This is a genomic window from Streptomyces sp. NBC_00370 (assembly GCF_036084755.1).
In the GTDB taxonomy this organism is placed as follows: Bacteria; Actinomycetota; Actinomycetes; order Streptomycetales; family Streptomycetaceae; genus Streptomyces.
In genome coordinates this window covers 4,394,941-4,420,169 of sequence record NZ_CP107968.1, presented here as the reverse complement: position 1 = coordinate 4,420,169, position 25,229 = coordinate 4,394,941, and the positions used below count along the sequence as shown (strand labels likewise).

The 25,229-nt window shown below is 70.6% G+C and carries 22 protein-coding genes; 16 read left to right on the top strand and 6 right to left on the bottom strand.

Going from position 1 to position 25,229, the window contains the following annotated elements:
- Positions 1-216: 216 nt before the first annotated feature.
- Positions 217-900, bottom strand: coding sequence for a bifunctional DNA primase/polymerase (locus OHS57_RS19655; RefSeq protein WP_328582835.1), 684 nt, complete (start codon positions 898-900; stop codon positions 217-219).
- Positions 901-1,479: 579 nt separating this feature from the next.
- Between OHS57_RS19655 and OHS57_RS19650 the strand changes: the two genes are divergently transcribed.
- Positions 1,480-3,003: a PP2C family protein-serine/threonine phosphatase gene (locus OHS57_RS19650; RefSeq protein WP_328582834.1), complete on the top strand. Its 1,524-nt coding sequence runs from the start codon at positions 1,480-1,482 to the stop codon at positions 3,001-3,003.
- Between the two features lie 99 nt (positions 3,004-3,102).
- On the top strand, positions 3,103-4,593 hold the full coding sequence (locus OHS57_RS19645) for an aminopeptidase P family protein (protein WP_328582833.1): 1,491 nt from the start codon (positions 3,103-3,105) through the stop codon (positions 4,591-4,593).
- A gap of 44 nt (positions 4,594-4,637) precedes the next feature.
- Here OHS57_RS19645 and OHS57_RS19640 read toward each other — a convergent pair whose 3' ends face one another.
- Positions 4,638-5,090, bottom strand: a complete 453-nt coding sequence (locus OHS57_RS19640) for an ATP-binding protein (protein ID WP_041987215.1) — start codon at positions 5,088-5,090, stop codon at positions 4,638-4,640.
- A 192-nt stretch (positions 5,091-5,282) separates the two neighbouring features.
- Between OHS57_RS19640 and OHS57_RS19635 the strand changes: the two genes are divergently transcribed.
- The 9 genes from OHS57_RS19635 (at position 5,283) to OHS57_RS19595 (ending at position 15,463) form a co-directional block, all read left to right on the top strand.
- Complete coding sequence (locus OHS57_RS19635; RefSeq protein WP_328582832.1) at positions 5,283-6,179, top strand: hypothetical protein; 897 nt, start codon at positions 5,283-5,285, stop codon at positions 6,177-6,179.
- Positions 6,180-6,330: 151 nt separating this feature from the next.
- Positions 6,331-7,107: a YcnI family copper-binding membrane protein gene (locus tag OHS57_RS19630; RefSeq protein ID WP_041987224.1), complete on the top strand. Its 777-nt coding sequence runs from the start codon at positions 6,331-6,333 to the stop codon at positions 7,105-7,107.
- Positions 7,108-7,210: 103 nt separating this feature from the next.
- Complete coding sequence (locus OHS57_RS19625) at positions 7,211-7,876, top strand: SCO family protein (protein WP_041987227.1); 666 nt, start codon at positions 7,211-7,213, stop codon at positions 7,874-7,876.
- Positions 7,873-8,361, top strand: coding sequence for a copper chaperone PCu(A)C (locus OHS57_RS19620; RefSeq protein WP_328582831.1), 489 nt, complete (start codon positions 7,873-7,875; stop codon positions 8,359-8,361). The genes OHS57_RS19625 and OHS57_RS19620 overlap by 4 nt, the downstream gene beginning before the upstream one ends.
- Positions 8,362-8,375: 14 nt before the next feature.
- A complete protein-coding gene (locus OHS57_RS19615; RefSeq protein WP_328582830.1) occupies positions 8,376-10,445 on the top strand; it encodes a copper resistance CopC/CopD family protein in 2,070 nt (689 codons plus the stop codon).
- Between the two features lie 120 nt (positions 10,446-10,565).
- Positions 10,566-11,804, top strand: coding sequence for an iron uptake transporter deferrochelatase/peroxidase subunit (gene efeB / locus OHS57_RS19610; protein ID WP_328585111.1), 1,239 nt, complete (start codon positions 10,566-10,568; stop codon positions 11,802-11,804).
- A gap of 46 nt (positions 11,805-11,850) precedes the next feature.
- Positions 11,851-12,786: a prephenate dehydratase gene (gene pheA, locus OHS57_RS19605; RefSeq protein WP_041987238.1), complete on the top strand. Its 936-nt coding sequence runs from the start codon at positions 11,851-11,853 to the stop codon at positions 12,784-12,786.
- A gap of 584 nt (positions 12,787-13,370) precedes the next feature.
- Entirely contained in the window at positions 13,371-14,648 is a 1,278-nt protein-coding gene (serS, locus tag OHS57_RS19600) for a serine--tRNA ligase (protein ID WP_041987241.1), read from the top strand.
- Positions 14,645-15,463 (top strand): HAD family hydrolase, encoded by an 819-nt coding sequence (locus OHS57_RS19595; RefSeq protein ID WP_328582829.1) that lies wholly within the window; start codon positions 14,645-14,647, stop codon positions 15,461-15,463. The genes serS and OHS57_RS19595 overlap by 4 nt, the downstream gene beginning before the upstream one ends.
- A 557-nt stretch (positions 15,464-16,020) precedes the next feature.
- On the opposite strand, the gene OHS57_RS19590 is transcribed toward OHS57_RS19595, so the two are convergent.
- The 4 genes from OHS57_RS19590 to OHS57_RS19575 are packed head-to-tail and all read right to left on the bottom strand — an operon-like array spanning position 16,021 to position 19,587.
- Positions 16,021-16,740 carry an ABC transporter permease gene (locus OHS57_RS19590; RefSeq protein WP_041987247.1) on the bottom strand — a complete coding sequence of 240 codons (720 nt, stop codon included), beginning with the start codon at positions 16,738-16,740 and terminating at the stop codon, positions 16,021-16,023.
- 27 nt (positions 16,741-16,767) lie between these two features.
- Positions 16,768-17,679 carry an ABC transporter ATP-binding protein gene (locus OHS57_RS19585; RefSeq protein ID WP_041987250.1) on the bottom strand — a complete coding sequence of 304 codons (912 nt, stop codon included), beginning with the start codon at positions 17,677-17,679 and terminating at the stop codon, positions 16,768-16,770.
- On the bottom strand, positions 17,676-18,557 hold the full coding sequence (locus OHS57_RS19580) for an ABC transporter permease subunit (protein WP_041987252.1): 882 nt from the start codon (positions 18,555-18,557) through the stop codon (positions 17,676-17,678). The genes OHS57_RS19585 and OHS57_RS19580 overlap by 4 nt, the downstream gene beginning before the upstream one ends.
- Positions 18,547-19,587 carry an ABC transporter ATP-binding protein gene (locus OHS57_RS19575; RefSeq protein WP_041987253.1) on the bottom strand — a complete coding sequence of 347 codons (1,041 nt, stop codon included), beginning with the start codon at positions 19,585-19,587 and terminating at the stop codon, positions 18,547-18,549. The genes OHS57_RS19580 and OHS57_RS19575 overlap by 11 nt, the downstream gene beginning before the upstream one ends.
- A 270-nt stretch (positions 19,588-19,857) precedes the next feature.
- Here OHS57_RS19575 and OHS57_RS19570 point away from each other — a divergent pair, with 270 nt between their 5' ends.
- From OHS57_RS19570 to OHS57_RS19550, 5 genes are all read left to right on the top strand, one after another.
- A complete protein-coding gene (locus OHS57_RS19570; RefSeq protein ID WP_328582828.1) occupies positions 19,858-21,654 on the top strand; it encodes an SDR family oxidoreductase in 1,797 nt (598 codons plus the stop codon).
- Positions 21,655-21,728: 74 nt separating this feature from the next.
- The gene (locus tag OHS57_RS19565) at positions 21,729-22,598 is read left to right on the top strand and encodes a metal-dependent hydrolase (protein WP_328585110.1); all 870 of its coding nucleotides are present in this window, start codon (positions 21,729-21,731) and stop codon (positions 22,596-22,598) included.
- The gene (locus tag OHS57_RS19560) at positions 22,595-23,527 is read left to right on the top strand and encodes a MerR family transcriptional regulator (RefSeq protein WP_328582827.1); all 933 of its coding nucleotides are present in this window, start codon (positions 22,595-22,597) and stop codon (positions 23,525-23,527) included. The genes OHS57_RS19565 and OHS57_RS19560 overlap by 4 nt, the downstream gene beginning before the upstream one ends.
- Positions 23,528-23,659: 132 nt before the next feature.
- Positions 23,660-24,217 carry an RNA 2'-phosphotransferase gene (locus OHS57_RS19555; protein WP_328582826.1) on the top strand — a complete coding sequence of 186 codons (558 nt, stop codon included), beginning with the start codon at positions 23,660-23,662 and terminating at the stop codon, positions 24,215-24,217.
- A gap of 65 nt (positions 24,218-24,282) precedes the next feature.
- Entirely contained in the window at positions 24,283-25,185 is a 903-nt protein-coding gene (locus OHS57_RS19550; protein ID WP_328582825.1) for an LLM class flavin-dependent oxidoreductase, read from the top strand.
- The last annotated feature ends 44 nt before the right edge of the window (positions 25,186-25,229 follow it).

The window sequence follows — 25,229 nt, the reverse complement described above, 5'->3', positions numbered from 1 at the left end:
CGGGAGTTCGCTGCGGTCGGCAAAAGATAACGGCGGATCGAAGCGGGCCACGGCGCCGCGCGCCCAATTCCCGTACAACTGGGATCCGCTCGCACCCGTACGAGTGAGGAAACGCCGACGGGCGGGCCGACGGGCCCGCCCGCAGTCGTCTGCGTAGCTCTGCTGCTCGGTGGAACGAGAACTCAGGTGCTCAGAGTGCTCAGGTGCTCAGGGTGCTCAGTACGCGAGCCTGCTGCCGCCGTCCGGCGCGCTCGTACTCGCCTCGACCAGCGCGTCCACCACCGCCTCCACCCCCGGCAGCCACGGCGCCGCGGAACCCGGCAGCGGAGCCCGCTCCCAGCGGACCTGACCGCCGGCGGCCTCGGACGGCGGCAGGACGATGTAGCCGCCCTCCCCGTGGAACCGCAGCGAGCTGGGCACCCAGTCCTTCGCGTACAGCAGCTCGCCGAGCTGTTCGAGGGAGTACGGGGCGACCAGCAGCGACCAGCGCGTGGGCGTCGCGACGACCGGGCCGAGCCGCATGCCCATCTCGTCCAGCTCCGCCAGGGCGCGGGCTGCGGCGACCGCCGGCAGGCTCACGGCGCACGGCGCGCTGCCGCCGGTGGCCAGCACGATCGGGGCCGCCGGGCGGTTCTGCCACCACCAGCGCACCATGCGCCCGTCGGTGGTCGCCGCCAGCAGCCCGGGGTCGAAGGGGTGTGCGCCGGGTACGACGCACTCGGGGTCCGGGCAGGCGCAGCCGCGCCCGCGCGCTCCCCGGCCGCCGGCCGATTTCAGGCCCGCGCCCGGCAGTACGGGCCAGTTCCACGCCGTGGCGCAGGTGAGCGCCGCTTCGAGTTGGGCAGGCATCCCATTGCGCCGGAGCCGCAGCCTGCGTCGCCTTCCGAGGATCTCGCGCATGAGCGCTCGTTCCTTTCCGTTGAACGCCGAGGTCCACATGACACTGACACCATGTGTGTGCATCACTTCGCTGTGCGTACTCGCTGTGCGTATTCGCTCTGCGTACACGTGTGTGCCGTCGACGCCGCGTCCGTAACGCCGCGCCCATGACACTGTGCGTTTGACACTGTGCACTTGACGCTATGCCCGTGACGCCGTGATCGGACCGAGCTTGACTGTATTCCGCGAGTTTCCGCGAATTGCCGCGAACGTATGGCGAGTGGTGGCGTGCGCATGGCGCTCGCTGTTCCGCTGTGCTGTCCTCGCCACTCCGGGGGATGGGGCACGGCCTACGGCGGTTAAGACGCCCGGGCCGACCGCCAGGTTCCGGGGCGGTCCCAACTGCCCCTGTCCGTCACCGTTTACGTACCCATCACGTTCGGAATGACGCTCCACCGGGGGCGGCGTATGCACGTCGGCCCTGGCAGATCCCCTGTTGAGCGTCCTCAGTCGACAGCAAAACCAAGCCAGGTGGGTCATTTTTCAGCCAACTTGATTCGGCTCGGCTGCGCCACGGACACCGGCCGTCCCCCCAGGACAATGCTGGACATTAACGCTGTTGTGCGTGTACATGTGGATGCATCGACAGCTGCGCGAAATGACCTGAGGTTTTGCCCGACTGTCGAGCGAAACGCACCAGTCAGAAAGTCGGCTGCCATGAGCGCTCCGAACATGCCGAAAGTGGCTGGAATCGATTCCACAGTTCCGGCCCCCGCTCACACTGTCCCGCCTCTTGACGATCTCCAGGCCCCGCCGGTCGTACTGATCCAGGACCGGCTGGCCGGCTGGGTCTCCGATCTGACCACCCTCCACGAACTCACCGAGCGGCTCGCCAGGACCCGTTCCCTGGCGGACGCCCTCGACGAGCTGCTGCGGGCGGGCGCCGCGCTGGTCGGCGCCAGGCGGGGGCTGGCCGTGCTCGAACCGGCCGACGGCCTCGGCCCCGTCACCACCCTCGGCCTCGGCCTCGCCCATGCCGACCTCGGCCATCTGGAGACGGTGCCGCGCGGCGTCACCTCGCTCGGCCCGCTCCTCGACAGCTCGGGCGCCCCCGCCGAACACGTCGCCGTACCCGACCTGCTCTCCGACAGCGCCCTCGACCCGCGCCACCGCGAGGTGGCCGCCCGGCTCGGATACGGCGCCAGTTACGGCGTACCGCTGGCCACCGACCCCGGGAGCAACGAGGCGGGCGAGCCGACGGGCGCGGCGCCCGTCAAGCTCGGCGCGGCGATCTGGCTGTACGACGAGCCGGCCGAGCCGATGGAGCGCCAGCGCCATCTGATCTCGCTCTACGCCCGGTACGCGGGCGAGCATCTGGCCCGGCTGCTGGAGCTGGAGCGGGCCCGCGCGCGGGTCGCCACCATCGCCGACGAACTGCTGCCGGGGAGGCTCCCCCGGGTCTCCGGCGTCCAGCTCGCCGTGTGCCACCGCACCGGGCCGCGCGGCGGCGGCGACTGGTACGACGCGCTGCCGCTCCCGGAGGGCGCGCTCGGCCTCGCCGTCGGCTCGGTGAGCGGTTCGGGACCCAGCGCCGTGGCGGCGATGGGCCGGCTGCGCGCCTCGCTGCGGGCGTACGCGGTGATGGAGGGCGAGGACCCGGTCGCCGTCCTGTCCGATCTGGAGCTGCTGCTGCGGCTGACCGAGCCGGCCCGTACGGCCACCGCGCTGTTCGCGTACGCGGAGCCGGTGCGGCGGAAGATCGTGCTGGCCGGGGCGGGACACGCGCCGCCGCTGGTCGTCGGGGACCGGCGTACGGAGTTCGTCGAGACGTCGCTCTCGGCGCCGCTGGGGATGCTGGCGTGCTGGGAGGCGCCGAGCGTGGAGCTGTATCCCGAACCAGGAGAAACGGTGCTGCTGTACACCGACGGGCTGCTGCGGCGCACCGGCGAGCCGATGGACCGCGCCTACGCCCGGCTGCACGCGGCGGCGGCGAGTGTGCCGTGCGCGCTGCGGGACGATCCGGCGGCGGTCGCCGGGCACGTCCTGCGGACCGTCCTGCCCGACCTGCCGCCGGCCGGTGACCCGATGGAGGACATCGTGCTGCTGGCCGCCCGCTTCGACTGATTTCTCACATCACACACGCAGCGACCTGGGCCGTCTTGCCCTCGCACATACGATGGAAAACGGTCCAATGCCGGGCCGGTGTCGTAGCGAGGAGAAGACGTGGCTGAGGAGCTCACCCCGGAGCACCTGGAACTGCCGGAGACGGAACCAGTGCTCCCGGAGGCGGAAGAAGAGCCGATCAAGCAGCGGAAGAACGGACTGTACCCCGGCGTGTCCGACGAGCTCGCGGAAAACATGAAGTCAGGCTGGGCCGACACCGAGCTGCACGGCCTGGAGCCGATCGCGCAGGCGGCCGAGACCGCGGCGCGCCGCGCGGCGCTGTCCGCGCGCTTCCCCGGTGAGCGGCTGGTGATCCCGGCGGGCCGGCTCAAGACCCGGTCCAACGACACCGACTACGTCTTCCGCGCCTCCACCGAGTACGCGTATCTCACCGGCGACCAGACGCAGGACGGCGTCCTGGCGCTGGAGCCGGCCGGCGAAGGGCACACCGCCACCGTCTATCTGCTGCCGCGCTCCAACCGGGAGAACGGCGAGTTCTGGCTGGACGGCCAGGGCGAGCTGTGGGTCGGCCGCCGGCACTCCCTGGCCGAGGCGGAGCAGCTGCTCGGCGTCCCCGCCAAGGACGTGAGGGAACTGCCCGCGGCGCTGACCGAGGCGACGGGCCCGGTCCGTAACGTACGCGGGCACGACGCCGTCATCGAGGCCGCGCTGAGCGACAAGGTCACCGCCGAGCGCGACGAGGAGCTGCGCGTCTACCTCTCCGAGGCGCGCGCGGTGAAGGACGACTTCGAGATCGGCGAGCTGCAGAAGGCCGTCGACTCGACCGTGCGCGGCTTCGAGGACGTGGTGAAGGTCCTCGACAAGGCCGAGGCCACCAGCGAGCGGTACATCGAGGGCACGTTCTTCCTGCGCGCCAGGGTCGAGGGCAACGACATCGGCTACGGCTCGATCTGCGCGGCCGGACCGCACGCCACGACGCTGCACTGGGTACGCAACGACGGCGACGTACGCTCCGGCGATCTGCTGCTGCTCGACGCCGGTGTGGAGACCCACACCCTCTACACCGCCGACGTCACACGCACACTGCCGATCGACGGCCGGTTCAACGAGCTGCAGCGGAAGATCTACGACGCGGTGTACGAGGCGCAGGAGGCCGGCATCGCCGCGGTCAAGCCGGGCGCCAAGTACCGCGACTTCCACGACGCGGCGCAGCGCGTGCTCGCCGAGAAGCTCGTCGAGTGGGGGCTGCTGGAAGGGCCGGTGGAGCGGGTCCTGGAGCTGGGCCTGCAGCGCCGCTGGACCCTGCACGGCACGGGCCACATGCTCGGCCTGGACGTCCACGACTGCGCCGCCGCGCGCAGGGAGGTGTACGCCGAGGGGACGCTGGAGCCCGGCATGTGCCTCACCGTCGAGCCGGGGCTCTACTTCCAGCCCGACGATCTGACGGTGCCGGAGGAGTACCGCGGCATCGGGGTGCGGATCGAGGACGATCTCGTCGTCACCGAGGACGGCAACCGGAATCTGTCGGCGGGGCTGCCGCGGCGCTCCGACGAGGTCGAGGCCTGGATGGCGGAGCTCAAGCGGTCGTAACGCGCGAGCGGCCGGCCAGCGCCTGCGAGGCAGGCAGGCGGGCGCTAGCCGGCCCGCAGCAGCGCGTCCTCGCGCCACTTCAGGGTCTTGTCGAAGCTGACGACGGCGCCCTGGCCCGGACGGTTGCGGAAGTGCACGTGGTCGGCGAGCTGCTCGATCAGACACAGCCCCCGGCCGCTCTCCGCGGTGAGGGGCGCGGGCGCCGGGCGTCTGACCACCCGGCGGGCGGGGAAGCCGGGGCCGGAGTCGGCCACTTCGATACGGCACGTCGCGCCGTCCAGATACGCGGTCACCCGGTAACCCCCGGGCGCCTCGCCCGTCCCTTCGTCACCGCCGTGCTCAACGGCGTTGGCGCAGGCCTCGGTGAGCGCGACCGACAGGTCGAAGGAGATGTCGGGATCGACGCCCGCGGTGTCCATGGCGTCGAGCAGAAGGCGGCGGGCGAGTGGAACACTCGCGGCTTCGCGCCGCAAATGGAGAGACCACCAGATGCTCATGCTCCAGCCTCCTGGCTGCGGCTCGACATACCGATACGTATTGCCCTTCCGGACCCTCCGTAAGCGCGCCGGGGGTGTGAGACCCCTCATTCGGCGGACGCGTATGTGACGTAGAGCGGTGTATGGGACGGAGACTGACCTTCCGGACCTGCCCTACGGAGCGGGGGGACGCAGTGCGATGATGAGCCCGCCATGTCTGCCCCTGTCGTACACGCAGGAACCGGCCCCCGGCTGGTAAGGGCCGCGGTGTTCACCGCGGTCTGTCTTGTGCTGTCCGCGACGGGACACGTCGTCGCCGCCTGTGCGCCCGTGCCGTGGTGGACCCTGCTGGCCGGCTTCCTCCTGCTGTTCGCCGTCGTGGCGCCACTCGCCGGACGGCCGCGTTCCACCGCGACCATCGTGTCGGCGCTGACGGCCGGACAGCTCGGTCTGCACAGCCTGTTCGGACTCGGCCAGCAGCACATGGTGATGCCGGCCGGCGGCAACGACGCCCTGGTCAGGATGGCGGCGAAGCTGCTCTGCGGAGCCGGCCCCGCCTCACTCAGCCATGTCGACGCGCAGCGGATCGTGGCCGAGGCCGGCATCGGCACGTCAGGCGCCTCCGGTGTACCGGGCCTGTCCGGTACGGCGGGGACGGCGCACGGCATGGCGGGCATGCCCGGGATGGACATGCACGGCGGCACGATGGCCATGGCTCCCGCCGCCGGTACCGCCGCCGGGCTGCTGCCCTCGCTCCCCATGGTGCTCGCGCACCTGCTCGCCGCTCTCGCGACGGGCTGGCTGCTGCGCCGCGGGGACCTCGCACTGGTCAGGATCGCGCGGCTCTCCGCCCGGCTCTCGGCGCAGGGCATCGGCGAGGTCAGGGAGAGCGTGGCGGAAAGCCTCACGGACAGCGCCCAACTGCGCGCCCTGCGGGCCGCTTTCACGCTGGCCCGCGCCCTGCTGGCCGGGCTGCCCTGCGGCTCGGCGCCCGAAACCGCACGGGCCGCGCGCTTCTCGTACGAACCACCGCCCGCACCTGCCGGGCGGGCACTCCAGCACACGGTGATCAGGCGCGGCCCGCCGGCCGCACTCGCCCTCGCAGCCTGAAGCGACGCCCTCCGCACTCTCCGCCCGTCGGGACGCCATGTCCCGCAGGGGATCGGGGCGGTGTCGCGATGCCGCCGTGCGGACGCACGCCGGCGCCTGTTCTGCCTCCGTCCTCCTCCCACAGCCACTGGAGTGTTCTGTGTTCCCAGCCGTGAAGTTCTCAGCCGCGAAGTTCCCAGCCGCGAAGACCGCCCGTTTCGCCGTCGCGGGCGGTGTGGCCGCCGCTTCCGTCCTGCTGCTCGCCGGACCCGCGTCCGCCCACGTCGGCGTGTCGGCGGCGGGCGAGGCCGCCAAGGGCGGCTCGGCCATCATCAACTTCAAGGTGCCGAACGAGCGCGACGACGCCACGACCACCAAGGTCGAGGTCAACATCCCGGCGGACCACCCGCTGGCCTCCGTGATGCCGGAGCCGATCCCCGGCTGGAAGATCGACATCGTCAAGACCAAGCTCGCCAAGCCGATCGACCTGCACGGCTCACCGGTCAACGAGGCGGTCTCGAAGGTCACCTGGACCGCCGACGCCAAGAGCTCGATCCCGGCGGGGCAGTTCCAGCTCTTCCCGCTGTCCGTGAGCCCGCTGCCCACGGACACCGACCAGCTGGTGTTCAAGGCCATCCAGACGTACTCCAACAAGGAGGTCGTCCGGTGGATCGAGGAGCCGAAGGAAGGCGCGGCCGAGCCGGAGAACCCGGCGCCCGTGCTGAAGCTGACCGCCGCCGCCCCCGAGGACGGACACGGCGGGGCTGCCGACAGCAAGGCCAGTGACACCGCCGCCAAGCAGGACGACACGAAGGCCGGTACGACCGCGGCCTCGTCCGACTCGGACAGCAGCGACAACCTCGCGCGGGTCCTCGGCATCGTCGGCATCGTCGTCGGCATCGCCGGTGTGGCCTTCGGCGTACTCGCCGGCCGGCGCCGCACCGCCTGACGCACCAAGCACCCGCGGCGCGCGAGGCTGGGACGGCATGCCATCCATGGCGTCCCGGCCCCGCGTGCCCGGTGCCCCGCACACCACCACCAGGAAATACCTCATGCGTAAGAAGACAGTCCCGCTCGCCGCCACCCTCGCGGTACTCACCGCGCTCACCCTCACCGCCTGTGGCAGCGACGGCGACAGCAACGACTCCTCCTCCAAAGCGATCGCCGACGTCTCGCAGCCGGCCGACAAACCGGCGACCGTGCTCGACACCCCCTTCAAGAAGCCGGACCTCGTCCTCAAGGACACCCACGGCAAGCCGTACGACCTGCGCGAGCGCACCAAGGGCAAGCCCACGCTGATCTACTTCGGCTACACGCACTGCCCGGACATCTGCCCGCTGACGATGAGCAACCTCGCCATCGCGCGGAAGTCGCTCACCAAGGCCGAGCAGGCGCAGCTGCAGGTCGTCTTCGTCACCACCGACCCGGACAGGGACACCCCGGCCGAACTCGGCAAGTGGCTGCCCAGCGCGGGCGACCCGTCGTTCGTCGGCCTGACCGGCGACTTCCCCACGATCCAGGCCGGCGCCCGCCAGCTCGGCATCGACGTCGAACCGCCGGAGAAGCACAAGGACGGCACGATCACGTCCACACACGGCGCCCAGGTCATCGCCTTCTCGCCGAAGACCGACGGCGGGTACGTGCTGTACGACTCGGAGGCGACGGCCGACGACTACACCAAGGACCTGCCCAAGCTCGTCAAGGGAGAGACGCCGTGAACCGGCGCGCCCCGCTGACGGTCGCCATAGGCCTCACCGCCGTACTGGCCCTGGCGGGCTGCTCGGCGGACTCCTCGGCGAACTCCTCGGCCGACGCCGGCAAGGCGTCCGGCGCGAAGCCCGAACTGAAGGTCACCGGCGCCTATATGCCGCAGCCCCCCGTCACCGACCTGGCGGCCGGATTCCTCATCGTCACCAACGACGGCGGCGCCGACAAACTGACCTCTGTCACCAGCGACATCTCCGACAACATCTCCATCCACCAGACCGTCAACGACCGGATGCAAGAGGTCACGTCGTTCGGAATTCCCGCCGACGGCACTCTTGATCTGGAACGTGGTGGCAACCACATCATGTTCATGGACCTCAAGCGGAAGCCCTTGCAGGGCCAGAAGGTCGACGTCGTACTGCACTTCGAGAAGTCCGGCCCGGTCACGGTCGAGCTTCCCGTGAAGGAGCCCACGTACAACCCGCCCAAGCAGTGAGGGATCAGGACGCCATGACAGCCACCGCCCCACGCTTCGGACCGCCATCCCTGACGGTGCGACTGCTGCTCGTCGTCTCCGTGCTCGTCGGGACCGTCTTCACGGTCCTGTCCGGTACGGCGTCGGCGCACGCCGCTCTCACCGCCAGCGATCCGGCGGACGGGGCGGTGGTTGCCACTGCTCCCAAGGACATCACCCTCACTTTCTCCGAAGAGGTCTCTCTCGGCGACAACGGTGTCCGCGTACTCGACCCGGCCGGCAAGCGCGCCGACGCGGGCAAGGTCCGGAGCGCCGGCGGCGGTTCGGGCGCCCGTTACGCCGTCGCCCTGCACGCGGGCGTGCCCGACGGCACGTACACCGTCGCCTGGCAGGCCGTCTCCGCCGACAGCCATCCGGTCTCCGGCGCCTTCACCTTCTCCATCGGGGCGCCCTCCAAGACCACCGTCCATGTCTCCGACGACGAGGCGGGCGGCGGACTCGTCGGTGTCCTGTACGGGACCGCCCGCTATGCCTCGTACGCCGGGTTCATCCTCCTCGTCGGTGGCGCGGCCTTCGTGCTCGGCTGCTGGCAGCGCGGCGCGAGCGCCCGGCCGCTGCAACGGCTCGTCGTACGCGGCTGGGTCACGATCACCGCCGCCACTCTCGTCCTGCTGTTGCTGCGCACCCCCTACACCGGCTCCGGCAAACTCGCCGACGCCTTCGATCTCGGCGGACTCCAGGACGTACTCGCCACGAAGGAGGGAGCGGCCCTCATCTCCAGGCTGCTGCTCCTGGGCGCGGCAGCCCTCTTCATCGCCGTGCTCTTCGGCGCCTACGCCAAGCGTGAGGTGGCCGCCGGGAGCGAGCAGCCCGATGGCGAACACACCGACAGTGAGCAGCCCGACAGCGAGCAGCCCGGCACGGACGCGGGCAAGGAGAAGCAGGACCTCACCTTCGGCCTCGCGATAGGCGGCGCCGTCGTCGCGGCGGGGATCGCCGCGACGTGGGCGCTGTCCGAGCACGCGTCGACCGGGATCCAGCCCGGCCTCGCCATGCCCGTCGATGTCATCCACCTGCTGGCCGTGGCCACCTGGCTGGGCGGTCTCACCGCCCTGCTCGTCGCTCTCTACCGCACCCCCTATATAGAGGCAGCGGCCGTACGGCGCTTCTCCGGCACCGCCTTCGTCAGTGTCGTCGTACTCGCCGCCTCCGGCCTCTACCAGAGCTGGCGGCAGGTCGGGTCGTGGTCGGCGCTCGGGGGAACCTCATACGGACAACTCCTTCTGGTCAAGGTCGGGCTTGTCGCCGTGCTCGTGGGGATCGCCTACTTCTCCCGGCGGTGGACGGGACGGCTGGCGACGACGGCCCCGGAAGCGGTCGCGGAGACGGAGGCCGGGTCCGAGTCCGCCATCGCGACCGATACCGAAGCCGCTCAGGAGACCGAGAGCGTGACCGTCCCGGCCGCTGCTTCGGCGGGCACAGCGGCTGACGCGGAGACCGGGACCGCCGCCCCGGTCGGTGACACCCGTAGAGCTACCCAGCTGGAACGGCAGAAAGCGGCGTTGGCGACTGCACGCCAAAAGCGGCTGCGTGACGCCGATCCGAGCCGTTCAGGACTGCGCCGTTCCGTCCTGGCCGAGGCCGGTGTTGCCGTCGTTCTCCTCGCCGTCACCACCATCCTCACCACCACCGAACCCGGCCGCACCGCCGAGCAGGAAGCGGACCGCACCGGCGGCGCGAGCACCGCGGCGCCCGCCACAGCGGGTCCCGTGGACGTCCTGCTGCCCTTCGACACCGGCGGCGAAAACGGCAAGGGCACGGCGGAGGTCTACATCAGCCCCGCCCGCTCCGGTGACAACCTGATGCACATCTACGTCAACGGCCCCGACAAGCAGCCGCTCGACGTCCCCGAGGTGCGGGCCTCCATCACCCTGAAGGCGCAGAAGATCGGCCCGCTGCCCATCGCGCCCAAGCGGTTCGCCCCTGGACACTGGAGCGCGGAGAACATCCAGATCCCGTTGCCGGGCGAGTGGCAGCTCCAAGTCACCGTCCGCACCTCCGACATCGACGAGCAGACCGTCTACAAGAACGTCAAGATCGGCTGAACCACCGTGAGCGAGACCTCCACAGGCCAGGACCAGGACCGGGACCAGGGCCAAGACCGGGACCAGGGCCACCCTGCCGGCACCGGCAGCGGCACCGGCACCGGCGTTTCCAGGCGGCGCGTGCTCGGGACTGCGGGCGCCGCCGGGGCGGCCGGGCTGGTGCTCGGCGCCGTCGGCGGAGCCACCGGTTACGCGGCGAGCCGCCCGGCCGCCCCGGCGGCGCCGACGGCGCTGAGCACCGTCGGCGCGGACACCGTCGCCTTCCACGGCGCCCACCAGCCCGGCATCACCACCCCCACGCAGGCCGCCGGGCATCTCGTCGCCTTCGACCTCTCCCCCGGCGCCGGCCGCAAGGAGGCGGCGGCGCTGCTGCGCCGCTGGTCGGCCTCGGCGAGCGCGCTGATGGCGGGTCAGCCGGTCACCGGCGCCGCGGCGGCAGGTGAGCACGACACCGGTGTCGCCCTGGACGCGGGCCCTTCGTCCCTCACGGTCACCTTCGGCTTCGGCCGCAGCTTCTTCGGCCGTACGGGACTGACCGGCAGCCTCCCCGCCGCCCTCGACCCGCTGCCCGCCTTCTCCTCCGACCAGCTCGACCCGGCGCGCAGCGAAGGCGATCTGTGGATCCAGATCGGTTGCGACGACCCGCTCGTCGCCTTCCACGCCCTGCGCGCGCTCCAGAAGGACGCGGGCGGGGCGGCCAGGGTCCGCTGGCAGATGTCCGGCTTCAACCGGGCGCCCGGCGCGACCCCGCACCCGATGACCGTCCGCAACCTGATGGGCCAGGTCGACGGGACGGCCAACCCCAAACCGTCGGCGCCCAACTTCGAACGGGCCCTGTTCGTACCCGCCGCCCCGCCGGCCGGCACCCCCGCCTGGATGGCGGGCGGCTCCTACGCCGTCGTACGGCGCATCCGGATGCTCCTCGACGACTGGGAGAAGCTGCCTCTCGCCCGGCAGGAACGGGTCATCGGCCGGCGTAAGTCGGACGGCGCCCCCCTCACCGGCGGTACGGAACACACGGCACTCGCCCTCGACAAGCGGGGCGCCGACGGCGAGCTGATCATCCCCGCCAACGCCCACGCCAGGATCTCGGCGCCGGCGGCGAACGGCGGCGCGACGCTGCTGCGCCGCCCCTTCTCGTACCACGACGGCATCGGCAAGGACGGAACCCCCGACGCCGGGCTCCTCTTCATCTGCTGGCAGGCCGATCCGCTCAAGGGGTTCGTGCCGGTGCAGCGGAAGCTCGACCGGGGCGACGCGCTGTCGGAGTTCGTCCGGCACGAGACGAGCGGGCTGTTCGCCGTACCGGGCGGCGCGGCGAAGGGCGAGTACGTGGGCCAGCGGCTGCTGGAGTCCTGAGCCCGGGGCGGGGCGGGGCGCTCCGTCGGGCTATTAGGGTGACGGTATGTCGGCCACGCGCTACACGTATCTCGGCCCCGAGGGCACCTTCACCGAAGCCGCCCTCCGTACCCTCCCGGAAGCGGCCACCAGGGAACTGATCCCGATGGTGTCCGTACCCGCGGCGCTCGACGCCGTACGGAGCGGGGAGGCGGCCGCCGCACTCGTCCCGATCGAGAACTCGGTGGAGGGCGGTGTCACGGCGACCCTCGACGAACTCGCCGCGGGCGAGCCGCTCATGATCTACCGCGAGGTGCTGCTCCCGATCACCTTCGCCCTGCTCGTACGGCCCGGCACGGAGCTGTCCGAGGTGAAGACCGTCACCGGCCATCCGGTCGCCCAGCCGCAGGTGCGCAACTGGCTGCGCGCCCAGCTGCCGGACGCCGTGTGGGAGTCGGCCGCATCCAACGCGGACGGCGCGCGGCTGGTCCAGGAGGGCCGGTACGACGCGGCCTTCGCCGGTGAGTTCGCCGCCGCCACGTACGGCCTGGTGCCGCTCGTCACCGAGATCCATGACGCGCAGAACGCGGAGACCCGGTTCGTGCTGGTGGGCAGGCCGGCACGGCCCGCCGCGCCGACCGGCGCGGACAAGACCTCGGTCGTCATCTGGATGGGCGACGACCACCCCGGCGCGCTGCTGGAGCTGCTTCAGGAGTTCGCGGTGCGCGGGGTCAACCTGATGCTGATCCAGTCGCGGCCGACGGGCGCCGGCATCGGTAACTACTGCTTCGCCGTGGACGCCGAGGGCCATATCTCGGACCGGCGGGTCGGTGAGGCGCTGATGGGGCTGAAGCGGATCTGCCCCAAGGTGCGCTTCCTCGGGTCGTACCCGCGCGCCGGTGTGGCGGTCGCGGATGTGGCGGCCGCCCGGCCGGGGACGTCCGACACTGCGTTCATCGAAGCCGCCGAGTGGCTGGCACGCAGCCAGGACGGCCGCGCCTGACACCGGGACCGCCCCGGATCCACCGCCCGACCCCCTCCCCTGTGGATAACCCACCGGGTTATCCACAGGCTTGCTTCTCGACCTGGGGACAAGTCGACACGGCAAGCCGACATGGTCGACAAATCGCTCCAGTTACCCCACTTCCGTCCACAGGGCGTCAGGTCACCCTTGTCACCCCAATTCCACTCGGCAACTCGTCAGAGTTAACGAATCCCACCCGAATGAGCATGTGAAGCGGGTTTGGCCGGGGAATTATTCGGCCCGCACACCGACCTCGGAACGATCACTTCCACGATCCACAGATCCACCGCACAGCCTGTGGATAACTTTTCCCCCGTAGTACAACGCTGTGGACAACCGCCGGGTCAAGTACCGCCTCCCACAAGGGAGGTGAGTCAAGGCGAGTCGACCGGAATGCTTCGTTCCGGGGAATTGCATTCCCCTCATTGACGAACAGCGGGAGAAGCGCACCCACCTTCCTACCGCTTTCCCGACAGTTTTCCCAATTGCCGCAATTTGGACAAAGGGCCGCACCGGTGGATATCGAGTGGGGTGGTGTCACCGCGCACCGGTAGCCTGGTGGGGTGATTGACCTTCGCCTGCTCCGTGAGGACCCCGACCGTGTGCGCGCCTCCCAGCGTGCCCGTGGAGAGGACGTCGGCCTCGTCGACGCCCTGCTCTCCGCCGACGAGCGGCGCCGGTCCTCCGGCCTGCGCTTCGACGAGCTGCGCTCCGAGCAGAAATCGCTCGGCAAGCTGATCCCGAAAGCCTCGCCCGACGAGAAGGCCGAGCTGCTCAGGAAGGCCGAGCAGCTCAAGACAGCCGTCAAGGCCGCCGACGCCGAGCAGCACGAGGCGGACGAGGACGCACGGCGGCTGCTCCTCCAGCTGGGCAACGTGGTGCACAGCGACGTCCCGGTAGGCGGCGAGGAGGACTTCGTCGTCCTGGAGACGCACGGCACGATCCGCGACTTCGGCGAAGAGGGCTTCGAGCCCAAGGACCATCTGGAGCTGGGCGAGGCGCTGGGCGCCATCGACGTGGAGCGCGGCGCGAAGGTGTCCGGCTCGCGCTTCTACTACCTGACGGGGGTCGGCGCGCTGCTGGAGCTCGCCCTCGTCAACGCGGCGATCGCGCAGGCCGGCGAGGCCGGCTTCACCCCGATGCTCACCCCGGCGCTGGTCCGCCCGCGCGCCATGGAGGGCACGGGCTTCCTCGGCCAGGCCGCCGAGGACGTGTACCACCTGGAGAAGGACGACTTCTACCTGGTCGGTACGTCGGAGGTGCCCCTCGCCGCGTACCACATGGACGAGATCATCGAGGCCGACAAGCTCCCGCTGCGCTACGCGGGCTTCTCGCCGTGCTTCCGCCGCGAGGCGGGTACGTACGGCAAGGACACCCGGGGCATCTTCCGGGTCCACCAGTTCGACAAGGTCGAGATGTTCACGTACGTCGACCCGGCCGAGGCCGAGTCGGAGCACCGCAGGCTGCTGGAGTGGGAGAAGCAGTGGCTGTCGGGGCTCGGGCTGCCCTTCCAGGTGATCGACGTCGCTTCGGGCGACCTCGGCGCCTCCGCCTCGCGCAAGTTCGACTGTGAGGCGTGGATCCCGACCCAGGGCAAGTACCGCGAGCTGACGTCGGCGTCCAACTGCGACGGGTTCCAGGCCCGCAGGCTCTCCGTGCGGATGCGGGAGGGCAAGCAGGTCAAGCCGCTGGCGACGCTGAACGGCACGCTGTGCGCCGTACCGCGCACGATCGTGGCGCTCCTGGAGAACCACCAGCAGGCCGACGGTTCCGTGTGGGTGCCCGAGGTGCTCCGCCCGTACCTGGGCGGCCGCGAGTTTCTGGAGCCGATCGCCAAGTGAGCACCACCCCCGCGCCGTTCCCGTACCGGCTTGTCGCGACCGACCTCGACGGCACGCTGCTGCGCGAGGACGGCACGGTCTCGGCCCGTACGCGCGACGCGCTCGCCGCCGCCACGGCGGCGGGCGCCGCGCACATCATCGTCACCGGACGCGCCGTGCCGTGGACGCGCCATGTGCTGGACGACCTCGGTTACGACGGCCTGGCCGTGTGCGCCCAGGGCGCGCAGGTCTACCACGCGGGCGAGCACCGGCTGCTGACCTCGGTCACCCTGGACCGGCAGCTGGCCGCGCTCGCCCTGTCCAAGATCGAGGCCGAGACCGGTCCGCTGGCGCTCGCCGTGAGCAGGGACGGCCTAGACGGCGACGTACTGTTCGGCCCCGGCTACCGCGTGCAGGACGGCCCGCTGGCCTCGTTGCGGTCGGAGGACCCCGAGGAGCTGCTGGCGGCCCCGATCAACAAGGTCTACATCCAGCACCCGGAGCTGGACGACGACGCGCTGGCCCTGGCCGCGCGTGCGGCGGTCGGCGGCCTGGTGAACGTGGTGATGGCAGGCGCGGGCGTCGTGGAGGTACTGCCGCTCGGCCTCACGAAGGCGACGGGCCTGTCGCTGGCCGCACGGCGGCTGGGTGTGACGGCGGCGGAGACGATCGCCTTCGGTGACATGCCGAACGACATCCCGATGTTCGGCTGGGCGCGGTACGGCGTGGCGATGGCGAACGCGCACGAGGAGCTGAAGGCCGTGGCGGACGAGGTCACGGCGTCGAACGACGAGGACGGCATCGCCGTGGTGCTGGAGAAGCTGCTCCAGGGCTGAACCTGCCCCCGTGTCTCGATGTTCGGCGGCGGAGGATGCGCGGATCGAACGCGCGCGGGGTTCACGCCCCGACGACGGCTCGGGGTCTGTCCGGTGGATCATGGCCGGGCCCCCGACGTCTGACACGGCACCTCGCGGCGTTACCGAAACGCCCCGATAGCTCCGCTATCGAAACGTTCCGGCGCCTTGCGATGCACCGCGCCAGACGCCGCGGCCTGTCCGACCCTGATCCACCGGACAGACCCCGCAAGCCGCTGCCTTACCACTCGGCCAATCCTCCGGGAGGGGCGGCCCGCGCGGATGCGCGCTCGAAGCGGCCGCCCCCGGACAGTGCCTGCGGCACCCGGAGCGGTCGGTGGCTACTCCGGTGCCTGCGTGGCGCTGCCCTGCTGGGAACTCGACGGACTCTGCGTACTGGTCATCGCCGCGCTCCCGTCCCGGTCTCTGATGTGGCCTCGGCCGGCCTGTCACGGCCTGTCCGTACCTACGGTGCCCGAAGGCGGAGTTCGCCGCCACCGATTATTCGCGGTGGCGGCGGGGCTCCGTCAGTGGTCCGCTCACTCATCGCCCGCGAGGGTCAGCGTGCGCAGCTTCTGGCCGGCGTACCAGGTCGCGACGCCCGTCACGACCACCAGCAGCACCACGGCCACCGGCAGCCCCACGTCCGAGGTGACGATGCCGCCGCCGCCGATCTTCTCGGCGAGGGCGAGCGACCACTGCTGGACGCTGAGGGTGCGGGCTCCGGAGACCAGACTGCCGAACAGGGTCTCCCAGACCAGCGCGTAGACGAGGCCGAGGACCACCGCGTGCCGGCTGACCGTCCCCAGCAGCAGGAACAGCGCGCTGTAGGCGATCGAGGCGACCAGCGCGGCGACGGTGTAGGCGACGGCGATCTGCTGGCCGTTGCCGTTGAGGATGTAGCCGGCGATGAACGTCGGGATGGCCGAGAAGGCCATCGTCACGCCGATCGCGACGATCAGTTTGGTGAAGATGATCGTCGGCCGTTTCACCGGCTTGGCCAGCAGATAGACGATCGAGCCGTCGTCGATCTCGGGCCCGATCGCTCCCGTACCGGCGATCACGCCGATCAGCGGCACCATCGTGGCGATGGCGAAGCCGCCCAGCACGTCCGAGGCGATCTGGTCGTCGGCGCCGTTCAGGGCGCGGACGGCCGCGCTGATGACGATCAGCAGGGCCGGCAGGACGAAGAGAATGGCGGCCCGGCGCCTGCCGAGCAGAGCCCGGTAGGTGAGCCGGGCGACAGTGGGGTTGTACATGGACTGTCTCAGCTCCTTTCAGGCCGCTCAGGCCGCTACGAGGTAGGAGAAGACCGACTCGAGGGACTCGTCGGACGGCGAGACCGTGAGCAGGCTGATGGAGTGTTCGACGGCGACCTTCGGCAGCAGCTCCGTGAAGCGGCCGAAGTCGACCGCCTGGATACGCAGCGCGCCTTCGGTGAGATCGACCTCGATGCCGGCCGTGGACGGATCGGCGATGAGCGCGGCGGCGAGCGCGCGGTCGTCGCTGGACCGTACGAGATAGCGGTGCGGGCGATCGGTCATCAGCCTGCGGATACGGCGGAAATCACCGCTGGCGGCATGCCGGCCTGCCACGATCACCTCGATGTGCGAGGCGAGTTGCTCGACCTCCTCCAGGATATGGGAGGAGAACAGCACCGTACGGCCCGTGGCGCCCATGCGCCGCAGCAGCTCCATGAGCTGCATCCGCTGGCGCGGGTCCATACCGTTGAACGGCTCGTCGAGCAGCAGCACGGACGGGTCGTGGACCAGCGCCGACGCCATCTTCACGCGCTGGCGCATGCCCTTGCTGTACGTCGCGATCTTGCGGTCCTGGGCGTACTCCATCTCGACGGTGGCGAGCGCAGCCTGCGCCTCGCGCCCGCCCAGCCCGTGCAGTTCGGCGTTGGCGACGACGAATTCGAGGCCGGTGAGGAAGTCGTACATCCCCTCCCGCTCGGGCACGATGCCGATCTGCTTGTACGCGGACTCGTTGCGCCAGATCTTCTCGCCGTCGATGGTGACGGTGCCGGTGGACGGGGCGAGGAAGCCGGCCATCATGTTGATGAGCGTGGACTTGCCGGCGCCGTTGGGGCCGAGGAGTCCGGTGACACCGGGGCCGATGGTCATGGTGACGTCGTTGACGGCGACCACGTTGCCGAACCAGCGGGACGTGTGGTCGATGTTGAGGGTGGTCACAGCCCGACCTTCCGGTAGCGGCGCATCAGGACGGCGTACGAGCCGGCGATCAGGCCGAGGATGACCAGCAGATAGACGATGCCGACGCCGGCCGAGGGGCCTGCCTCGCCGGGGAAGGCGGAGGTGGCGCCGAGGAAGGCGGTCTGCAGGCCGTCGATGAGGGTGATGGGGGAGAACAGGCCGATCCACTTGACGACGGAGCCGGAGTCCGTGGACCAGGCGATCGCCTGCACCGTGGAGACGGCGCCGTACGTGATGGTCAGCGTGGCGATCACGGCGGCGACGCCGAAGCCGCGGCGCGGGGTGAGGGCCGCCATGACGAGGCCGAGTCCGCCGAAGAGCAGGGACAGCATCGCCACCGACACGATTCCCTGCCCGAATCCCTTGGTCTGGTCGGCGAAGTCCAGCTTCGCCAGCAGCGCGCCGACGTAGAGGACGACCAGCGGCGCCGCGGTCAGTACGAAGAGCGCCGACGCCATCGCGCCGAACTTGGCGAGGACGTAGTCGACACGCTCGATGGGGCGGGAGAAGTAGAGCGGCACCGTCTTGAAGCGCAGGTCGCGTGAGACGGTCTGCGGCGCCTGTGCGGCGAGGAAGAGACCGATGACGGCCTGGGTGACGATGGCGTAGCGGGTGTAGTCGAGGGGCAGGCTCTTCGCGTTGGTCGCGACGGCGACGGCGACGATGATGCCCGCGGGCAGGCACATCACGCCGAACAGGATCATCGGCAGGACCTTGGACTTCGCCGAGCGGCCGAGTCCGTACGCGCCGCGCAGGGACTGCGTGAACAGGGAGCGCCTGGCGTAGGTACGGCCGAGCCGGGGTCCGTCGTAGTTGCGGTAGCCGATGTTGTGGATCTGAGTCGTGTCAGTGCTCATCGCTGACGCCTCCCTTCTGCAGTGCGTATGTCGGATCGGTGGCCGCCGTGGTGGTGGCCGGCTGTGTCTCGGCCGGTGCCGTCTCGGCGGGCGACGCCTCGGCCTGGCGGAACACCTCGGCGATGTGGTGACGCCGCTGTTCCATCCGGACGAGTCCGAGGCCGAGCCCGGCGACGGTGTCGCGGACGATGTCGTTCGTCTCCGTGCCGACGGCCTCGATCAGCAGGATGTGGCCGGCGCCGGGGAGCCCTTCCTCGGTGCTCGCGAGGAGCGTGACGCCGGCGGCCGTGAGGGATTCGCGCAGCGTCGCCGTGCCGTCCGGGTGGGTGTCCGTGTCGGTGACCTCGACGGCGATGGTCGTGGTCATTTGTGTGAAGTCGCTGGTGGAGCTGGAGCGCAGCAGCGTGCCGCCGTCGATGACGACGACGTGGTCACAGGTGCGTTCGAGTTCGCCCAGGAGGTGCGAGGTGACCAGGACGGAGATGCCGAAGTCGGAGTAGACGCGGCGGATGAGGCCGAGCATCTCGTCGCGGCCGACGGGGTCGAGCCCGTTGGTCGGCTCGTCGAGCAGGACCAGCTGCGGGTCGTGGACCAGCGCCTGGGCGAGCTTGACGCGCTGCTTCATGCCGGTGGAGTAGCCGCCGATGGGGCGGTAGCGCTCCTCGTAAAGACCGACGTGGCGCAGCGTGTCCGCCGTGCGTTCGCGGGCCGCCGACGGCGGTAGTCCGGACATGCGTGCCATATGGACGACGAACTCGGTGGCCGAGACGTCCGGCGGCAGACAGTCGTGCTCGGGCATGTACCCGACGCGCTCGCGGATGGCGGCGCCCTTGGTGGCGACGTCGAGGCCGAGCACCTCGGCCCGGCCTTCCGTGGCGGGGGACAGACCCAGCAGGATCTTGATCATGGTGGACTTGCCGGCTCCGTTGGCACCCACCAGACCGGTCACGCCGGGTCCGATGTCCAGGGATAGCCGGTCAAGCGCGGTTACCCGTGGAAACTTTTTGCTCAAGCCTTCTGTCAGGATCACAGTCACGGTTCGACCGTAGTGGCGCGGGCCACACCGGTCGTCAGACCTGACGGCTGTATCGGCGTCCCCCTGGAGATGTACGAACCCGTAAGGGCTACGTAAAGAGGTCGAGGGTCCAGGTCGGGGTGCCGTGGGTTATCCACAGGCCAGGGCCTGGTCTTGACGTAGCCGCCGGGCATTGTCACATTCATCAGTGGCAGGTTCACGTGGCCGGGTGGCAGGTTCACGGTTCACGCGGCTGCCGGCTTCTCGGGGTTGGGAGACGACCGCATGGGCGAGTTCAGTGAGCGCCGGGAGCGCCGGGTGCGCACCGGCGGTGTCGAGTTGAGTGTCGCCGAGCTGGGTGATCCGGCGGATCCGACGGTGCTGCTGGTGCACGGCTATCCGGACAGCAAGGAGGTCTGGTCGCAGGTCGCCGCCCGGCTCGCCGACCGGTTCCATGTCGTCCTGTACGACGTGCGGGGCCACGGCGGCTCGACGGCGCCCGAGCCGCTGCGCGGCGGCTTCACGCTGGAGAAGCTGACGGACGACTTCCTGGCGGTGGCCGAAGCGGTGAGCCCGGACCGGCCGGTGCATCTGGTCGGCCACGACTGGGGTTCGGTGCAGGCGTGGGAGTTCGTCACGGTCGCGCGGACGGAAGGCAGGATCGCCTCGTTCACGTCGCTTTCGGGGCCCTCCCTCGACCACCTGGGGCTCTGGATCAAGAAGCGGGCCGCGCGGCCGACACCGCGCGCGGTCGGGCAGTTGGTCGGTCAGGGCGCCAAGTCCTGGTACATCTACCTGCTGCACACGCCCCGGCTGCCCGAGCTGGCCTGGCGCGGACCGCTGGGCAGACGGTGGCCCGCGATCCTCCGCAAGGTGGAGAACGTGCCGGACGGCCCCGGCGCCCCCTATCCGACGGCGTCGCTGCCCGAGGACGCGGCGCACGGCGCGTGGCTCTACCGGGACAATGTGCGCGCCCGGTTGCGCAGGCCCCGTACGAACGCGTACGCGCACGCGCCGGTCCAGCTGATCGTGCCGACGGAGGACGCCTTCCTGTCGGAGCGGCTCTACGACGACCTCGCCGAGTGGGCGCCGCGGCTCACGCGTCGTACGGTCCCGGTCAAGCACTGGGTGCCGCGTACCCGCCCCGATCAACTCGCCATCTGGATAGCCGACTTCGCCGACCGCTACGCGGAGGACGGCGCAGGGAGCGGACCGGGCGGCGCCGCCGCGGCTGTCACGCCGGCGAGCGGGCGGTACGCGGAGCGGTTCGGCGGGCAGCTCGTCCTGGTCACGGGCGCGGCCAGCGGGATCGGCCGGGCCACGGCGCTGGGGTTCGCCGAGTCCGGTGCCCGGGTGATCGCGGTCGACGTGAACGGCGAGGGCGCGGCCAGGACGGCGGAGCTGGCGCGGCTGATCGGCTCCCCCGAAGCATGGAGCGAACAGGCCGACGTCGGTGACGAGCAGGCGATGGAGAAGCTGGCGGCCAAGGTCGCCGCCGACTACGGAATCGTCGATGTCCTCGTCAACAACGCGGGGATCGGTCTCTCCGGCTCGTTCCTCGACACCACGGCCGACGACTGGCGGAAGGTCCTGGACGTCAATCTGTGGGGGGTCATCCACGGCTGCCGGCTCTTCGGCAGGCAGATGGCCGAGCGCGGGCAGGGCGGCCATATCGTCAACACCGCCTCGGCCGCCGCGTATCAGCCGTCACGTGCGCTGCCCGCGTACAGCACGTCGAAGGCGGCGGTGCTGATGCTCAGCGAATGCCTGCGGGCCGAACTGGCCGGGCGGGGCGTCGGGGTGTCCGCCGTCTGTCCGGGCTTCGTCAACACGAACATCACGGCCACGGCCCGCTTCACCGGTGTCTCGGAGCAGGAGCAGGAGCGGCGCAGGAAGAAGACGTCCCGGCTCTACGGGCTGCGCAACTACCCGCCGGAGAAGGTCGCCGACGCCGTACTGCGCGCTGTCGTGCACAACCAGGCGGTGGTCCCCGTGACACCGGAGGCCCGGGTCGCCCGGCTGCTGTCGCGGATCTCGCCCGGCGCACTGCGGGCGATAGCCAGGGTGGAGCCCCCGCTGTGAGCGAGGGAGCCGCCGAGAGCAAGGATGTCGCCGAGGGCGGGGACGCCGCAGCGACCGGAGAGGAACGCCGTCCGATCGTGCCGCGCCGGGTCTCGTTCGACTGGCATGCGACACCGCTGCACTGGATACCGGACGAGCCCACCGCCACGCATGTCATCAACGTGCTGCATCTGCTGCTGCCGGCGGGCGAACGCTGGTTCGTCAAGGTGTTCAAGGAAGCCCTGCCGCTGGTCACCGATCCCGAACTGGCCAAGGACGTCAAGGGATTCATGGGCCAGGAGGCCACCCACAGCGTGCAGCACGCGTATGTGCTGGACCATCTGGCGGAGCAGCGGCTGGACACGGCGGAGTTCACCCGCCGTGTCGACTTCATCTTCGAGCGCCTGCTCGGCGACCGGCCGCCGTGGCGGATCCCGCTGCCCGCCGGCAGGTGGCTGCTCTACCGGCTGGCGTTCGTCGCGGCGATCGAGCAGTTCACCGCCGTCCTGGGCGACTGGGTGCTGCGCGCCGAAGCGCTGGACAGCGCGGCGGCGGACCCGGTCATGCTCGACCTGCTGCGCTGGCACGGCGCCGAGGAGGTCGAACACCGCGCGGTGGCCTTCGACATGTACCAGCACTGCGGGGGCGGCGAGCCGCTGCGCTACGTCCGCAGGGTGGGGACGATGTGTGTCACGGCGCCCGTGCTGCTGTGGATGTGGGTCTGGGGGACCCGCTACCTGATCCGGCACGACCCGCGGCTCGCCGGCTCGCTGCGCTACTCACGCCGGGCCCACAACGCGGCTGTGGCCAAGGGTCTGTTGCCGGCCTGGGGCGAGCTGGGAGCAGCCCTGCCCCGCTACTTCCGCCGCTCGTACCACCCCTCCCAGGAGGCTTCGCTGAGCAGGGCCGTCGGCTATCTCGCGGCCTCGCCCGCCGCGCGTGCGGCCCGGGAGGGGGAGCGGTGAGCGGCGCCGAGTACCGGATCGAGGCGTTGGCCCAGGCGAGCGGTGCCACCGTCCGGACGATCCGCGCGTACCAGGACCGCGGCCTGCTGCCGACGCCCGAGCGGCGCGGCCGGGCCAATGTGTACGGCGAGACCCATCTGGCCAGGCTCCGGCAGATCGCCGACCTGCTGGAGCGCGGCTACAGTCTGGCGTCCATCAAGGAGTTGCTGGAGGCGTGGGACGCGGGACGCGGCCTCGGCGGGGTGCTCGGCCTGGTCGCCGAGGTGCACGGACCGTGGACCGACGAGGAGGCCGCCCGGATCTCCCGTACGGAGCTGGACGAGCGGTTCGGCGCGATGCGCGACGACGCGGCGGTCGAAGAGGCGCTGGAGCTGGGCGTGCTGGAACGTGTCCCGGGCCGTGACGACACCTTCGTGGTGCCGAGCCCCCAGGAGCTGACCGTGGCAGTGGAGTTGTACGCGGCGGGCGTCCCACTGGCCGCGATCTCCGGCCATCTGCGGGAACTTCGCGGCCAGGTCGAACATATCGCCGCCCGATTCCTGGAGTTCACCGGCGAGCATGTCTTCGCCCGCTACCTCGGCCACCGCCCGCCGACGGACGCGGAAGCGGCCGAGGCCGCAGCGCTGGTACGCCGGCTCCGCCCGCTCGCCCAGCAGTCGGTCGACGCCGAACTGGCCCGCGCGATGCGCCTGTTCGCCACCCGCCAGCTGGAACAGCACCTGTCGGCCGGGCTCCCCCTGCCGACGGACGTCGAGGAACGCTCGGTGGCGGTGCCCGCCGGGACAATCCGGGCCGTCGAGGCACTGGTTGGCCTGGAGAACGTGGCGGCGTTCGTCGCTGCGGCCACGGAACGGGAAGTCCAGGCCAGGGCGTTGGACGCGCTGACCTCAACAGACCGACAAACAAGACATATCGATCAAGTGGACTAAATCATAAGGCTGTTATCCACAGCAGCGTCACATAGCCTGTGGATAAACCAAGTTGGCTGTGGATCAAACTTGTGGATCATGAACACTTGAAATCGGCTGGCGAAGCACCAGGTTCACCGGCACGCTGAACTGATGACAGGAAAACCCGACGAACAGCGCACCGTGAAGGTGTCGAAGTACCTCTCGAAACACCTGCGCCACCGGCCCGAACGGATCGGCCTCACCCTCGACGCCCACGGCTGGGTGGCGGTCGACGACCTGATCCGCGCGACGGCCGCACACAACTTCCCGATCACCCGCGCCGAACTCGACCATGTGGTCGCCGTCAACGACAAACAGCGCTTCACCATCGAGGGCGAGCGGATTCGCGCCAGCCAGGGCCACTCGGTGACCGTCGACCTGGACCTCCCCCCGGTCGAACCACCGCCGTACCTCTACCACGGCACGGCCCCGCACGCCCTGGCCGCGATCCGCGCCGAAGGCCTGCGCCGGATGAACCGCCACCACGTCCACCTCTCCGCCGACCGCGAGACAGCAACCCGCGTAGGCGCCCGCCGAGGCCGCCCCGTCGTCCTGTCGGTGGACGCGGGCACGATGCACACCGACGGCCACACCTTCCACGTGAGCGCGAACGGCGTCTGGCTCACCGACGCCGTACCGCAGCGCTACCTGCGCTTCCCGACGGCCTGACCCTCAACCGGCCGGGTGCGTACGGCCTGGTCGGTGCGGGGGGAGGCGGGACGTAGGGTCGGATCATGAGTCTGCGTCTGAGCACCGTGATCCTCCCCGTCGACCGCTGGCACGAGGGAGGCCGGGCGAAGTGGCAGCGCGCCGAGGAACTCGGTTTCCACACGGCGTACACCTACGACCACCTCTCCTGGCGCACCTTCCGTGACGGCCCGTGGTTCGGGGCCCTGCCCACGCTCACCGCCGCCGCCACAGCGACCGACCACCTCCGGCTGGGCACTCTCGTCACGTCACCGAACTTCCGTCACCCCGTGACGCTCGCCAAGGAGCTGATGTCGCTCGACGACATCGCGGGCGGCCGGATCACCCTCGGCATCGGCGCGGGCGGCAACGGCTTCGACGCGACGGCGCTGGGGCAGGAGCCGTGGACGCCGCGCGAACGGGCCGACCGCTTCGGCGAGTTCGTGCCGCTGCTCGACCGGCTGCTCACCGAGGGCGCGGTGACGCAGGAGGGGGACTTCTACTCGGCGGTCGAGGCGCGGAACATCCCCGGCTGTGTGCAGCGGCCCCGGCTCCCCTTCGCCGTCGCGGCGACCGGCCCGCGCGGGCTCAAGCTGGCCGCGCGGTACGGGCAGGGGTGGGTCACCACGGGCGACCCGAAGCTCTTCGAGGAGGGCACGCCCGAGCAGTCCCGGGCCGCGCTGCGCGACCAGATCGACCGGCTCGGCTCCGCGTGCGCGGAGATCGGACGTGACCCCGCCGAGCTGGACAAGATTCTGCTCCACGGCTTCACCCCGGACCGCAACCGACCGCTGGAGTCGGTCGACGCCTTCGTGGACTTCGCCGGGCACCACCGCGATCTCGGGATCACCGAGATCGCGGTCCACTGGCCGATCCCCGACTCCGACTTCGCCGCGGACCAAGCCGTCTTCGAGGCGATCGCCAACGAGGCCGTCGCGCAGCTCGGCTGACCCGGGCTCCGTGGTGCCCCGGGGCGGGGGCACCACGGGGCACC